We start from the raw sequence: 12,813 nt of genomic DNA, 5'->3' as shown, positions 1-12,813 counted from the left end.
CGCCGAAAATCGACAACATCTACCTTCAAGGGTGCATCATCCGATAGCGGATGCGATACAGGTCCAACCCTGCACCGTCCGCGCGCCGCGCCGAATAGGTCAAGGTGTCGGGTTGCGAGCCATCCAGCATCGCGCCGTAGCTGTCGCCGGAGGCCTCGTTCAAGGGGGAGGGCAATGCAAGGCCCGCGTCATAACGGTCTCCACGCGCGTAGGCGATGAACTGGCGTACCGGTGCACTGCCGAAGTCCAGGGCGCGGGCAAACACCAGCGTCCGGCCGTCGCCCAGGAAGGTGGCATCGAACTCCTGCGCTGCGGTATTGAGGTCTCCCGGCAGCGGCCGTGCCGGCTGCGCCATGCCACGGACCATCGCTGCGACGTAGAGGTCATGGCCACCCGCACCGCCTGCGCGATCGCTGGAGAACAGCAGCGTGGCTGCGTCGGGCGAGAGCATCGGCGCGAATTCATCGGCCGCGCTGTTCACTGCCGGGCCAAGATTGACCGGCTCCCCGAATCGACCGTCGCTCCCCATGCTGACCCGGTACAGATCGTCGCCGCCCTGGCCGCCTGCGCGATCCGAACAGAAATACACCACGCGGCCATCGGCGGAAAAGGCGGGATCGAAGTCGCGCCCCGGCGAGTTGAACGGCACCGGCATCGCCGGCCGCCAGCGCTGACCATCGTTGCGGGAGACCCAGATGTCATACCCGCCTGGACCGCCGGGCCGGTTGCGGCTGAACCACAGTGCGGTTCTACCATCCGGGCTCAAGGTCAGTCGAATCTCGTCGTATTGCGTGGATGCAACGCCCGGGGCGAAGCGCTCGGCGGGGCCGACGATCCGCAGCACCCTGGATGGAGACGCGGGAGGCGACGCAGCAACCAGCAGCATCACGGCCAGCAGCACCTTCATGCCTGTCGCTCGAAGTCGCTGACCCAGTTGGTTTCCCAACTGTGTCCACCATCGGTCGAGGCCGCCTGTTCCCAGCGCGCCGAACGCGGGGTGATGCGTGACCAGATCACCCGTGTCCGGATTGTTCGACCGTCGTGCTGGTCTTCGCCGAAAAAGCGGCCGACACCAGCCTGGAAACCACCGCGCAGTGGCGCGCCGATCCGGGTCGGCTCCCGGCCATCCAGCCACCAGCTCAGCCAGTGCCGCTCCGCCGCATTCCAGGCGCGGATGCCCATGCCGCGCAGCGGCGCTCCAGGCATGTCCATCAGGTTGTCACCCACGTTGCCGGATCCTCCCAGGACCGGCCAGTTGTGCAGGGTGCCGTTGAACGCGTCCCATGCATCGCTGCCTGCCAGCCGAGCGCGCAGGCGACGATGGCGCACGTTCCAATGGCCCACCAGGAAATCAAAATCGCCCGGTGCATCCGGCAGCTTCGGAAGCGGAGAGGGGACCGCAGCAGTGCGGCGGAACCAGTTGCGCCAGTTCACTTCCCAGTGCGCACCGGCATCGTCGGAGAACGCCTGTTCCCACCACGGCTCCTCGCCGTGGATGTCGTGCCAACGGAACCAGACCTCGATGGGGCGCCCGTCGATCCGGTCGGTGCCGCGGAAGCTGCCGGCATCGCCCTTGAAAGCGCCGCGCACAGGGGCTTCGATATGGGCAGGGTTGCGGCCATCGATCCACCAGATCGACCACGTGGAAGACACCGGATCGAATGCGCGCACGCCCAGGCCCCTGTAGGGGCCCGAAGGCAGCGCCATGACGTTGTCATCGATGGTGCCGAGTCCGCCCAGGGTGAGCCAGACCGCGCTGGAACCGGTGAAGGACTCCCAACGGGTATCGCCGACCAGGCGCTCCTTCAGGCGTCGGTGCCGGACCTGCCAGTTGCCCTGCAACCATTGCCAGTCTTCGCTGTGGCTGGGCAGGGCCCACCCGGGGGGCAGCGCCGTAGATGCCGCCGCGGCGGCCAGGGTGGCCAGGAACTGCCGTCGATCCATGTGCGTGATCCCCTGTCGAAGGTGCCTCCATCGTTGCGCGTACCAGGGGGATTGACCACGCAGATATCGGGGCTCAGGCTAAGTCACACTTATGGTCACCCAACGCCAGCTGCCATCGCTTGCCGCCATCCGTGCCTTCGAGGCGGCGGCGCGGCTGGGCAGCTTCGCGCGCGCCGCCGAAGAGCTTGACACCAGTGCGGCGTCGGTGAGCTACCACGTGCGGCGGCTGGAGGCCCAGACCGGGATCTGCCTGTTCCTGCGCCACGCACAGCACGTGGAACTGACGGTGGCGGGTGCCAGCGTCGCCCAGGAGGCGACCCGGGCATTCGATGCACTGCGCGCCAGCTTCATGCGCGCCGCTGACAGGGATGCGGCGCGACTGCGCCTGTCCGTGCTGCCGACGCTGGGCACCAGCTGGCTGACGCCGCGGCTGGGCACGTTCCGCGCCCGCCACCGGCAGTTCGTGCTGGAACTGGACCTGTCGGCAGCGCCGCAGGATCTGGCCGCCGGTCACTTCGATGCCGCCATCCGCAATGGCCAGGGCGAATGGCCGGGTCTTCAGGCAACTCCCTTGTTTCCAAGCGTGTTCACACCGTTGTGTGCGCCGGCGCTGCTGCACGAGGCGCGTGGGCTGGGCAGCAGCGCGCTGGAGGTTCCCCTGCTCGGGCGGCCGGATTGGTGGGCCCTGTGGTTTGCCGCGCACGGGCACATCCCGCCGCCGGCACCGGAGAGTTTCGTCGCGCCCTTTGCCGTCGAACATCTGGATGTCGGCGCCGCGATCGCCGGGCAAGGCATTGCCATTGGTTCGCCGATCCTTTTCCAGGCCGAGCTGGACAGCGGGCGGCTGGTGCAGGCGCATCCGGGTGTCGCCAGCGACGGTCGCAGCTTCTGGTTCGTGGCACCCACGGCGCGAAATGGCAGTGCCAAGGTCATTGCATTGCGTGACTGGCTGGTCGAGCAGGCCGCTGAGGCGCGGCACGCGGCACGCCACTACCTGGCCCAGGCGGTGGTGCCATGAACCAGAGCCCCGAACTGCTGCGGCGCCTGCTGCGTGCCAAGGACCGGATGGACCGCGCCAGCCATGAGGAATGGCCGGTCGCGCGCCTGGCCGAGGTCAGTGCGGTGTCGCCGGCGCACTTCGCCCGCTCGTTCAAGCAGGCCTTCGGGCTGCCACCGCACCGCTATCTCCTCAGCCGGCGCATCGAACGGGCCGTGGCGATGTTGCGTGACACCGAGTTGCCGGTCACCGAAATCGCCGCGCAGACCGGGTGGAACAGTCTGGGTACCTTCGGCCGCATCTTCCGTGACATCACCGGTGACAGCCCGGGCAATGTGCGTGAGCGTGAGCGTGCAACCCGGGCGGCGTCGGCCAGCGTGCCGGAATGCCATGCACGCGCCGCGCAGCGTCCGGACCTGAAGATCGCAGTTTTGGAGAAGCGCCGCCGCGAGGCGGTTGCTAACGTGGACCCCACCTGAGGGAGGTCCCATGACGAACACTGTGAACACGGTCGGCCTGTATGTGCGCGACCAGGATGAGGCGCTGGCGTTCTACGTCGGCAAGCTCGGCTTCGAAGTGCATACCGACGTACGCAATGGCAGCTACCGATGGCTGACGGTACGCAGCCCGGGCCAGGACGGTTTCCAGCTGGGCCTGTTCGTGCCAGGCCCGCCCACCCACGACGCCGCTACCGCGCTTTCGCTGCAGCAGCTGGTGGCCAAGGGCGCAATGCCGCCGCTGGTGCTGGCCGTGGATGACTGCCAGGCGCGCTACACGCAATGGCTGGCACAGGGCGTGGAATTCACCCAGGAGCCGATCGAGCGCTATGGCGCCGTCGACGCCGGATTCCGTGACCCGTCAGGCAATGGCTGGAAGATGATCGAAGCCCGTTCCGAAGCGAGGCGCCGGCAATGAGCCGCGGTGGCTGGGCACGGCCCGTGCATCGTTGGACCTCGATCGTATTCACCCTGGCGGTGATCGCCAACTTCGCCGTTCGCGGGCTGGGGCAGGGCGAACCTGCAGCGTGGATCACCTATTCGCCGCTGCCGCCGCTGTTCCTGCAACTGTTCACTGGCCTGTACCTGTTCGCGCTGCACTACGCCGGAAAGCGCCGCAGCGCCGCACTGGGCACTGCGGGCTGAGCAGGGTCAGGCGACGGCGTCCACCGCGTAGGCGGCAAGCAGGTCCGGCAGCTGGTCCATGCGCTGGAAAATCACCTTTGCACCGACTGCGCGCAGGGCTTCGGGTGTACTGTGGTGCGGGCCACCCTCACTGAAGCCGAACACGGTGGCGCCTGCGGCAACGCCCGCAGTGGCACCGGTGACGGTGTCCTCGATCACTGCACAGCGCGTCGGGTCGACGCCCAGCGCTGCAGCTGCAGCCAGGTACACGTCCGGGTGCGGCTTGGTGCGCGGCATGTCCTGGCCACTGAACACATTGGCACCGAAGGCATCAAGGATGCCGACCTTGCCCAGCTGCAGCTTCACCTTGTGCAGGTCGGCACCGGAAGCGCAGGCGATCCGCCCGCCGGTGGCCGCAGCGATCGCACGCACGGCCTCGGGTGCCCCCTGGATCGCTTCAAGGTCACGTTCCAGTGCCTGGTTGCGCTGCTGGCGGAACTCCTCCAGCCATTCCTCGGTGAATGGCTTGCCGGTGCGCTCTGCGATCAGCCCTGCCAGATGGGCCACGGACTGGCCGAGGAAGACTTCACCCGCCTGCGCCGGGGTCAGCGGCCAGCCGCGTGCGGTCAGCATTTCCGAGAGAACGCGGGCGACCAGCGGCTCGGAATCGACGAGTACGCCGTCGCAGTCGAACAGCACGGCATCAAACGGGAAACGGGACATCTACAGCTCCAGGGGGCAATGCAGTGGCGCAATTGCCCGCCATTTTCCCACAGCCATCCCTGTGTGGCACCCGGACCGGGTGCCACCCATTCCCGGCCAGCCGGTCAGCCCAGGTCACAACCCGCCGGCTGCGGCCAGGTGCTGGCCGGCAGCATGTTCTTCAACGAGGCCGGTGCGTTGATCGCCACGTAGCTCGTACCCAGCAGCTCCTCCAGATCGGCGATGGTCACCAGATAGCTGTCGAGGCTGCCCAGATTGGCTTCGTTGGGAATGATCCAGCTGATCGCCTTGGCGGTGCCGGTGTTCGGGTCTCGGGTGATGATGGTTTTCCAGAAGAACTCCGGCGTCGGGATGCCGTGACTGGAAAGGAAGTAGTCGTTGGAGGCGTCGCCGTAGACCACGCCACCATAGACATCCACCGGCGCGATGTCGCGGTAGCACTCGGCCACGTTCTCGGCCTTCACCCAGATGCCCTGGTTGAAGCTGGACACCTGCGGAACGATGTTGGTCATGTAGTTGGCGCGGCGGATGTAGGTCGCGTTGTAGTCCATGTGGTTGGACGTCACCAGATGGCCGCGGTCATAGCCGGACTTGATGCTGGCGTAGGATGTGGTGCTGGTCTGGCCGAGGCAGCCTGCCGGCAGGTCCGGATCCTTGTAGAAGCTGGACGGCCGCGCGGCCGAACCGGTGTCTGCGGTCAGGGTGTATTCGTAGCGGGTGGCGCTGTGGATGCTGCAGTCGTAGGTGAGCACGAAGCCGCCCTTGTTGAGGGTGACGACCTGGGCCTGGGCAGCGCCGGCGAAGGCACTGAGGACGAACGCGAAGAAGAAGCTTGCAAGGCGCATTGAGGTTCTCCAGCAGAAGTTCAGGGCGCAGCCGTCCGCCACGACCAGGCCGAGGCGAAGTCATGGGAGGGCGTTGCGGAGACGGGTGCTACGGATTGCGGTGGGACCTGACCGCACGGTGGGGCAATGCAGGCCCTGCGGTGTCGCAAGCGTCACAAGCTGTCGCCTTTCGGTCAACGACGAAAAGGCGAAGCTGTGACAGCGCGCAAGCACTGGAGAGGTGTCAGATCATGCGCCGCGTGGGTGACATGCGCGCGTGCTAGGGCGTCGTAGCGCAGGGGGTGTACGACTCGATATCCTGCGCAGCAGGACCGGAAACCGCAGGATCGAGCAAGGCGAATGATCCACAGTGAACTGCTTGCAGGGGGCGCTGCTGCTGCCCTGATCGGGGTTGCAATCGTGGCTGCGCTGCGTCGACAGAGACGCCCGCCCCATCGCAGCTTCAAGTGTGGGCGCTGCGGCAACGCTGCCCTCCATGACGAACGTACCAGTGGCGCCTGGCGCGCCGGGAAGCAGCGCTTCTACTGCAGGGCGTGTCATGCCACCTGGCTGCGATCGCATCCGCAGGCGTCCGCGCCGCACCGCGGGGCGTCTGGATGCCTGGGCGTCGTTGCCGCACTTGCATTGATGCCACTTGCGGGCATGGTGGCGTGGGTGATTCACCGCGCCTGAATGTGATCCTGCATCGATCCAGCCGGCCGCCGGCTTCGAAAGCGCCATGCTGCGTCGCAAGGTGCCACCCACCATTCGCACTGGTACGGTCCGATCCGTTGCACCACCACCGACGGGGAGAGACCACGATGCGCAAGGTAGTGCTGCTGTTGATCCTGCTGACCGGGCTGGCGCCCACCGCCTGGGCGGCCACGGTCAAGACCACCCATCGCACCATTCCCAGCTGGGATGGAACGCCTCTCGGGGCCTTCGTCATCGAACCGCAGGACGCGGGCAGCGGACGGTATCCGCTGCTGGTGATGCCCAGCAGCTGGGCCGTGCCCAGCGTGGAGTACGTGGGCGTGGCGCAGTCGTTGGCCCGGCGCGGCTATGTGGTCATCAGCTACAGCTCGCGTGGCTTCTGGGAGTCCGGCGGCAGCATCGACATCGCCGGGCCGGCCACGGTCGAGGACGTCAGTGCACTGATTGACTGGGCGCTGGACAACACCCGCGCCGACCCGTCACGAATCGGCGTATCGGGCATCTCCTATGGGGCCGGTACCAGTCTGCTGGCGGCCGCACGCGATCCGCGCATCAAGGCAGTGGCTGCACTGAGTGGATGGGCCGACCTGCAGGCCTCGCTGTACAGCAACGACACCCCCAGCGCACAGGGCATCGCGCTGTTGGTTGCCGCAGGCCTGGCCACCGGTCGCCCGGGACCGGAGCTGTCCACCATCAATCGCAATGTGCTGGTCGGCAATTACCAGGGCGCGGTGGACTCGCTGTTGCCGGTGGCGGCGCAGCGCAGCCCCGGGGCCAGCATCGATGAGATCAACGCCAACCAGCCAGCGGTGTTCCTCGCCAACGCCTTCAACGACAGCCTGTTCCCGCCGGGCCAGCTGGTCGATTTCTTCAACCGCCTGAAGGGCCCCAAGCAGCTGCAGTTGCGCCACGGCGATCACGCGCTCAACGAAGCCTTTGGCGCACTGGGTGTTCCCAACGAGGTCTACGATTCGGTGGGCGACTGGTTCGACCATTACCTGAAGGGGGTGGCCAATGGCATCGACCGGCAGCCTGCGGTGCAGCTGAAGTCACAGAAGGGCAGCTGGAGCCACTATCCGGATTGGCAGGCTACCCGGACCGGCGCGGTGAGCTACGGGCTGACCGCGCCGAGCGGGCTGTTGCAGCCCACCGGTGGACTGGTGGCGAACGGTGGCGGCACCGGCTGGAGCTACCGCATCGGCAGCGGCCTGCTGACGGCCGCCAACTCGGGCGTGGTGATGGCGTCCGGCGCGCTGCAGATGATCAACCTGCCACCGGGCGCCTATGTGCCGTTCGTCGGGCGCAACGCCGCGGGCGTCTGGCAAGGGCCGATCTACTGGAGTGCACGCCGTCTGGATGGCGCGCCGGAAGTGCGGGTGACGGTCACGCCAAGCCGCGCCGACACCACGTTGTATGCGTATCTCTATGCCGAGGACGTGCTGGGCAATGGCCAGCTGATCAGCCACAAGCCCTATACGCTGCGGGGTGCCACGCCGGGGCAGGCGAAGACCATCGACCTGCGGCTGGAGGCCAGCAGCTGGGACGTGCCGGCCGGCAGTCGTCTGACCCTGGTGATGGACACCGTGGACCTGCGCTACGCAGGCATCAGCCAGTTGGGTGGCACGGTGACCTTCAGTTCACCGGCGAACGCGCCGTCGATGCTGAAGCTGCCGCTGCATTGATGGAAGGCCGCGCCCGTTGCGGCGGGCGCGGTACGCCAGGCTGGAAAACTGCGAGACTGGCGTTTGTTCCGGCAAAGGGATGAATCCATGGTCATTGCAGGGCTGCTGCTCGGTGCGGTGCTTGCGGCGCCCGCCGCGCAAGGCGCGCCGAGCGATTGGTCGGACACGCTGTTGAAGGATCTGGACGCTGCCGACGCCGCCATGCGCGGCAGCCATCCGGGCGCCGTGGATCTGCGGAATCCGGGTTTCGTTCCGCAGCTAAAGGCCGCCTCGGCGCTTGCCCGCTCGAGCGCGGCCAATGTCGACAGCTTCGCAGGCTACTGGTGGGCGATGAAGGGTTACGCAGCCTCCTTCAATGACGGCCACGTCAGCCTCAACGCGCTTGCCGACGCTCCCGATCTTCCAACGCAGTGGCCGGGGTTCCTGACGGGTTTCGACGGTGATGCGCAGGTGGTCATGACCATGGACGGTGGCCCAGGCCATCCGCCACTTGGAGCACGATTGCTGTCCTGTGACGGCATCGATGCGCAGACACTGGCTGCGCGCCGGGTGGGTGACTTCAGCGGGCGCTGGAACCTGCAGGCCAGCCGCATCCAGGGTGGTGGTGAAGTGCTGCTGGAGCAGGGCAATCCGTTCGTGCCCACGCTGCGCAGCTGCGTTTTTCAGGTGGATGGACGCGAGAAGCCCTACGCGCTGCAGTGGCAGCCACTGCAGGCGGCACAGCGCAAGGCGCGCCTGGCCGATACCCGTCGCAGCTTCCGCCCGGCCAATGGCTGGCACATCATGCCCGATGGCGGCTACTGGATCACCACCAGCAGCTTCAATGCCGACCCTACGGAGCAGAACTTCAAGGAACTGACCGCGCTGCTCGAGCAGCTTGCTCCAAAAGCCGAAGCACTGCAGCAGGCACGGTTGGTCGTGCTGGATGTGCGTGGCAACAGTGGCGGTGCTTCGCAATGGAGCATCGAACTGGCGCGATTGATCTGGGGCCGTGCCGCCGTGGACGCGCTGTCCGATCCCAGCTGGGTGGAGTGGCGGACCTCCGAGGCCAACATCGCCCAGTTGCGCGGCTTCCTGCAGAAGCTGGTGCAGGCGCCCGACGCGTCGCCAGAGCTGCGTCGCATGCTGGAATCGGTGACGACGGGCATGGCACAGGCACGCGGCCGGGGTGAGGCAGTGTGGCGCGAGCCATCCGAGGCCAGGGCAGATACAGCTGCAACCGCAGGCCCGGCCGCTCCGCTGCGCAGGGGCAGGGTGGTGATCGTGGCCGATGCCTCCTGCGGCTCGGCCTGCCTCGATGCACTGGATCTGTGGAAACGGCTGGGCGCGATGCAGGTCGGCGTCGAGACTTCGGCCGACAGCCTCTACATGGATGTCAGGCCGGAGCGGCTGCCGAGCGGCCTGGCCAGGATTTCCGTACCGATGAAGGTTTTCCGAGGCCGGGTGCGCGGTTCCAATGAACCGCATGTTCCGGATCGTCGCTATGACTGCGACATGCGGGACACACGCGCACTGGAAGCGTGGCTGCTGGCGCTATGAGGACGCGCTTGCCCGTGACGCGGGATTCCCACGTGCTGTTGCCGGACGCAACGCTGGGTCAGCGCAGGTCCGGTGGATTCATCGAAGCGTCGCGGACACAGGGATCACCAGCGTCCGGTGTCAAGCGCGCCTCGATGTCCGGTGGAAACCGCGGAATCCTGCTGGTCTGCATCACCACCCAGCGCATGATCGTGTGCAGGTAGTTGAGTGGCAGCATCGTGAGCCACATGAAACCCGGGAGCTGCGCGTCTTCGGCGAAGATGCGCTCCTTGCCGGACGCGAAGCTCTCGTGCTTGCCGTCCAGCGGCATGCAGTAGTGCACCGCGTCCACGACGGCTGCCGGTCCTTCTTCCATGTAGCGCCGCAGGAACTCCCAGTGGGCATGTGCGTTCTCGATGCGAGAGGTCGCGATGGAGAACGCGAACGTCTCCCGTACTGTGACGCCATCCGCGTCCAGGATCAGTCCGCGGACATCCCAGTTGTACCATCCGAAGGTTCCGGTTCCGCGGCCAAGCGTAAAATAGACCTGGTCCCAGGGCACGCTGAGGGTGGTGCCATCCAGCCGGAACACGTGTATCTGCCGGTGCTTGCGATCGAGCGCGATCGGATAGTAGGTCCAGCGGAACAGCTCGAGGCAAGCCACCCAGATGCTCGCTGCAGTGAAGGCGGCCAGCATCGCCATGCCGATGAATATCGCCTCCCACAGGCCGTTTTCGTTGGGCAGCCTGTTCACGATCAGCAACCAGAGCAGCATCAGCATGCCGCCCAGCCCGAAGGCAATGCCGATCGCGCCCAGCAGGGCTGCAAAGCCACGCGCGGCGAACCAGCGATCCACCGAAACCAGGCCGTTCGAATTCATCTTCACCACGCACAGCTGCGCCAACGGCACGACATCCAGCCGCTTCTTCTGCAGCAGGCGGTGCTCGCGATCAAACGCATTCAGTGGGCGGTTGTTGGGAAACTTGCGCGTGTATCCGGTGTAATCCATGGGCGATTCCTGCGCGATTCCAGCGCCCGTTGGATTCTAGCGGGATTCTCCCGGGGGGAGATCAGCGACGAACGTCGAACGGGTGGCTCTCCATCAGTGCCCGGACTTCAGCTTCGCGGGCAGGGCTGAAGTCGCCGGGAATGGCGTGCTTCAACGCGCCCGCGGCCAGTCCGAAGCGGACGGTGCTTTCTGCGTCCAGACCGGACAGCAATCCGTGCAGGATGCCGGCGGCAAAGGCATCGCCACCGCCGATGCGATCAACGATGCCGGGCAGCGGCCTCGGAGCAGCCTGCGCGCGGGTTCCATCGCGTCCCAGCAGCAGCGCACCGAGCACGTGATGGTCGGCGCTGATCACCTCGCGCTGGGTGCAGGACAGCCACCGCAGGTGCGGGAACGCGGCAAAGGCAGCGGCCGCAGCGGCCTCGGTTCGGGCGATCGCATCGTCCTGCGCGAAGTGCAGCCCCAGCACCAGTTCGATGTCCCGATGATCGGCAAAGACAATGTCGGCCTCGGCGAAGACCTCGCGCAGGATCGCCGCTGCGTCGCCATCCCAGCGTCGCCACAGTGAGGGACGATAATTGCCGTCGAAGGACACCTGGACACCGGCCGCGCGAGCCGTACGCACGGCACCCAGCACCGACTCGGCCAGGTTGGCGCCCAGCGCCGGACTGACGCCCGAGACATGCAGCAGGTGCGCGCCGGACAGCAGGGCGGGCCACGCATGGTCACTGGCATTGCTGTTTGCGAATGCAGAGCCGGCCCGGTCATACACCACTTCACTGGCGCGCTGCACCGCCCCGGTCGCCAGGAAGTACAGGCCCATGCGGTCACCCTCCACTTCACGCACGGCGCCCACGCCCACGCCATGCCGCCGCAGCTCGGCCACAGCATGCCGGCCCAGCGCGTTACCGGGTACCGTGCTGACCATCTGCACATCGTGGCCCAGGCTGGTCAGCGAGACCGCCACATTGGCCTCGGCGCCTCCCACATGGACCTGCAGCTGCGGCGTCTGCAGCAGTAGTTCACGACCGGGTGCGCCCAGGCGCAGCAGCAACTCACCGAAACAAACGACGTGGCTCATCGGTTCTCTCTCACTCGGGGGTAGTGCAGCCCAGCATGCGCAGATCGATGGCATCGGCCATGCGCCGGTAGCCTTCGTCGTTGGGATGCAGATGGTCGCGGGTGATCTCGTTGGGCAGCGATTCGGCTGCCTTCGGGTCACGCAGCGCGGCATCGAAATCGATGATGCCGTCGAAGCCGCTGTTGCCGCCGCGTGCCCACTGGTTGATCGTGGTGCGGGTGGCGGCGGACACGGGCTCGTAGCGCTCGGAACCGCCGAACGGGGTCAACGTACCCAGCCAGGCGCGGATGCCGTGCGCATGCAGCCGCGCCGCAACCTGTTGATAGCCCAGCAGCATGTCCGCCGCATTGCGTCCAGGCAGCGGCTGCGCGCCACCGCCGTGGCGGATGTCATTGATGCCTTCGAACAGGATCACCTGATCGGCGTCGGCCACCGCGATCACATCGCGATCCAATCGTGACAGCGCACTGTGGCTGCGGCCATGGTCAAGCAGCTTGTTGCCGCTGATGCCCTGGTTGAGCACCACGAACCGGTTCGGGCAGGCCTGCTGCAGGCGCTGCGCCAACCGCTCCGGCCACTGGTTGAAGGTGCCGCGGCGTGCGGTGGCGCCTTCCGTGATGGAATCGCCCAGCGCCACGATTACCTGGGGACGATCATCACGCTGCACCATCACTGCCGAGAACACGTTCTGCTGGTAGCTCAGCCGCACGCTGTCGGCGACGGCTGTCTGCCTGCCATCTGCGACCCGCAGCTCGGTGCGGCGCACGGCGGGGCGGGTGGGCTGCGGGAAATAGGCACTCACGCTGATCTCCTGCAGCGCCGCCACCGGCATCCGCACCGGGTCGCTCAGCAGCGCGGCTCCGACCGGCACCTCGATGACCGCGCGGCCATCCACCGTTACCCGCAGCGGTGCGGCCTTGCCGTTCTTCACTCCCACGCGCAGGTCCTCGACCCGCAAGGGCGCCGTGCCGAGCTCGTTGCTGATGCGCAGCCGCAGCGCATCGCCACGGCTGCCGATACGCATGTCCTGGCGCACGGTCTGTGCGGCGAACTGTACCGGCGCATCGGACGTTCCGTCCTTGCGGTCGGGCGCGGGCGCGGCCGTCCAGGCAGTGACCCACACGGGTGCGGCCCACGTAGCGGGCGCCGTCATGGCGGAGCAGAGCGTCAATGAAAACAGAAGTGTCCAGCGCTGCATGG

At 66.8% G+C, this 12,813-nt stretch carries 13 protein-coding genes; 6 read left to right on the top strand and 7 right to left on the bottom strand.

Annotated features, from left to right (window positions below; genetic code table 11):
- Positions 1–25: 25 nt before the first annotated feature.
- Both AC5P7E_RS07085 and AC5P7E_RS07080 read right to left on the bottom strand, forming a co-directional pair.
- The gene (locus tag AC5P7E_RS07085; RefSeq protein ID WP_049460018.1) at positions 26–907 is read right to left on the bottom strand and encodes a TolB family protein; all 882 of its coding nucleotides are present in this window, start codon (positions 905–907) and stop codon (positions 26–28) included.
- Positions 904–1,944, bottom strand: coding sequence for a twin-arginine translocation signal domain-containing protein (locus AC5P7E_RS07080; protein WP_114618363.1), 1,041 nt, complete (start codon positions 1,942–1,944; stop codon positions 904–906). The genes AC5P7E_RS07085 and AC5P7E_RS07080 overlap by 4 nt, the downstream gene beginning before the upstream one ends.
- Before the next feature lie 91 nt (positions 1,945–2,035).
- On the opposite strand from AC5P7E_RS07080, the gene AC5P7E_RS07075 reads away from it, so the two are divergent.
- The 4 genes from AC5P7E_RS07075 to AC5P7E_RS07060 are packed head-to-tail and all read left to right on the top strand — an operon-like array spanning position 2,036 to position 4,083.
- Positions 2,036–2,962 (top strand): LysR substrate-binding domain-containing protein, encoded by a 927-nt coding sequence (locus AC5P7E_RS07075; protein ID WP_114618364.1) that lies wholly within the window; start codon positions 2,036–2,038, stop codon positions 2,960–2,962.
- On the top strand, positions 2,959–3,420 hold the full coding sequence (locus AC5P7E_RS07070) for a helix-turn-helix domain-containing protein (protein WP_099474460.1): 462 nt from the start codon (positions 2,959–2,961) through the stop codon (positions 3,418–3,420). Before AC5P7E_RS07075 ends, AC5P7E_RS07070 begins: the two co-directional genes overlap by 4 nt.
- A gap of 10 nt (positions 3,421–3,430) precedes the next feature.
- Complete coding sequence (locus AC5P7E_RS07065; RefSeq protein WP_049450762.1) at positions 3,431–3,856, top strand: VOC family protein; 426 nt, start codon at positions 3,431–3,433, stop codon at positions 3,854–3,856.
- A complete protein-coding gene (locus AC5P7E_RS07060) occupies positions 3,853–4,083 on the top strand; it encodes a hypothetical protein (protein ID WP_033834252.1) in 231 nt (76 codons plus the stop codon). The genes AC5P7E_RS07065 and AC5P7E_RS07060 overlap by 4 nt, the downstream gene beginning before the upstream one ends.
- A 6-nt stretch (positions 4,084–4,089) precedes the next feature.
- Here the strand turns inward: AC5P7E_RS07060 and AC5P7E_RS07055 are convergent, their stop codons facing one another.
- Both AC5P7E_RS07055 and AC5P7E_RS07050 read right to left on the bottom strand, forming a co-directional pair.
- Positions 4,090–4,785 carry an HAD family hydrolase gene (locus tag AC5P7E_RS07055; RefSeq protein WP_111193696.1) on the bottom strand — a complete coding sequence of 232 codons (696 nt, stop codon included), beginning with the start codon at positions 4,783–4,785 and terminating at the stop codon, positions 4,090–4,092.
- Between the two features lie 104 nt (positions 4,786–4,889).
- The gene (locus tag AC5P7E_RS07050) at positions 4,890–5,630 is read right to left on the bottom strand and encodes a DNA/RNA non-specific endonuclease (RefSeq protein ID WP_088429735.1); all 741 of its coding nucleotides are present in this window, start codon (positions 5,628–5,630) and stop codon (positions 4,890–4,892) included.
- A gap of 800 nt (positions 5,631–6,430) precedes the next feature.
- Here AC5P7E_RS07050 and AC5P7E_RS07045 point away from each other — a divergent pair.
- On the top strand, positions 6,431–8,005 hold the full coding sequence (locus AC5P7E_RS07045; RefSeq protein ID WP_088429737.1) for a S15 peptidase family protein: 1,575 nt from the start codon (positions 6,431–6,433) through the stop codon (positions 8,003–8,005).
- 87 nt (positions 8,006–8,092) lie between these two features.
- Entirely contained in the window at positions 8,093–9,544 is a 1,452-nt protein-coding gene (locus AC5P7E_RS07040; RefSeq protein ID WP_114618366.1) for a S41 family peptidase, read from the top strand.
- A gap of 58 nt (positions 9,545–9,602) precedes the next feature.
- Here AC5P7E_RS07040 and AC5P7E_RS07035 read toward each other — a convergent pair whose 3' ends face one another.
- From AC5P7E_RS07035 to AC5P7E_RS07025, 3 genes are all read right to left on the bottom strand, one after another.
- On the bottom strand, positions 9,603–10,532 hold the full coding sequence (locus AC5P7E_RS07035; RefSeq protein WP_062607114.1) for a DUF6708 domain-containing protein: 930 nt from the start codon (positions 10,530–10,532) through the stop codon (positions 9,603–9,605).
- Positions 10,533–10,593: 61 nt separating this feature from the next.
- The gene (locus AC5P7E_RS07030) at positions 10,594–11,613 is read right to left on the bottom strand and encodes a sugar kinase (protein ID WP_114618367.1); all 1,020 of its coding nucleotides are present in this window, start codon (positions 11,611–11,613) and stop codon (positions 10,594–10,596) included.
- Positions 11,614–11,623: 10 nt separating this feature from the next.
- The gene (locus AC5P7E_RS07025; RefSeq protein ID WP_114618368.1) at positions 11,624–12,811 is read right to left on the bottom strand and encodes a GDSL-type esterase/lipase family protein; all 1,188 of its coding nucleotides are present in this window, start codon (positions 12,809–12,811) and stop codon (positions 11,624–11,626) included.
- Between the last annotated feature and the right edge of the window lie 2 nt (positions 12,812–12,813).

The sequence above is a fragment of the Stenotrophomonas sp. YJH_SMC_25 genome (assembly GCF_059369595.1).
Note: the sequence above shows the minus strand (reverse complement) of the source record. Positions and strands in the feature narration are given on the sequence as shown.

What these genes read in the sequence shown, in the direction of transcription:
- AC5P7E_RS07060 (WP_033834252.1), top strand. Translation starts at nt 3,853, where the DNA reads ATGAGCCGCGGTGGCTGGGCACGGCCCGTGCATCGTTGGACCTCGATC.
- AC5P7E_RS07070 (WP_099474460.1), top strand. Translation starts at nt 2,959, where the DNA reads ATGAACCAGAGCCCCGAACTGCTGCGGCGCCTGCTGCGTGCCAAGGAC.
- AC5P7E_RS07085 (WP_049460018.1), bottom strand. Translation starts at nt 907, where the DNA reads ATGAAGGTGCTGCTGGCCGTGATGCTGCTGGTTGCTGCGTCGCCTCCC.
- AC5P7E_RS07055 (WP_111193696.1), bottom strand. Translation starts at nt 4,785, where the DNA reads ATGTCCCGTTTCCCGTTTGATGCCGTGCTGTTCGACTGCGACGGCGTA.
- AC5P7E_RS07075 (WP_114618364.1), top strand. Translation starts at nt 2,036, where the DNA reads ATGGTCACCCAACGCCAGCTGCCATCGCTTGCCGCCATCCGTGCCTTC.
- AC5P7E_RS07030 (WP_114618367.1), bottom strand. Translation starts at nt 11,613, where the DNA reads ATGAGCCACGTCGTTTGTTTCGGTGAGTTGCTGCTGCGCCTGGGCGCA.
- AC5P7E_RS07035 (WP_062607114.1), bottom strand. Translation starts at nt 10,532, where the DNA reads ATGGATTACACCGGATACACGCGCAAGTTTCCCAACAACCGCCCACTG.
- AC5P7E_RS07080 (WP_114618363.1), bottom strand. Translation starts at nt 1,944, where the DNA reads ATGGATCGACGGCAGTTCCTGGCCACCCTGGCCGCCGCGGCGGCATCT.
- AC5P7E_RS07065 (WP_049450762.1), top strand. Translation starts at nt 3,431, where the DNA reads ATGACGAACACTGTGAACACGGTCGGCCTGTATGTGCGCGACCAGGAT.
- AC5P7E_RS07025 (WP_114618368.1), bottom strand. Translation starts at nt 12,811, where the DNA reads ATGCAGCGCTGGACACTTCTGTTTTCATTGACGCTCTGCTCCGCCATG.
- AC5P7E_RS07045 (WP_088429737.1), top strand. Translation starts at nt 6,431, where the DNA reads ATGCGCAAGGTAGTGCTGCTGTTGATCCTGCTGACCGGGCTGGCGCCC.
- AC5P7E_RS07040 (WP_114618366.1), top strand. Translation starts at nt 8,093, where the DNA reads ATGGTCATTGCAGGGCTGCTGCTCGGTGCGGTGCTTGCGGCGCCCGCC.
- AC5P7E_RS07050 (WP_088429735.1), bottom strand. Translation starts at nt 5,630, where the DNA reads ATGCGCCTTGCAAGCTTCTTCTTCGCGTTCGTCCTCAGTGCCTTCGCC.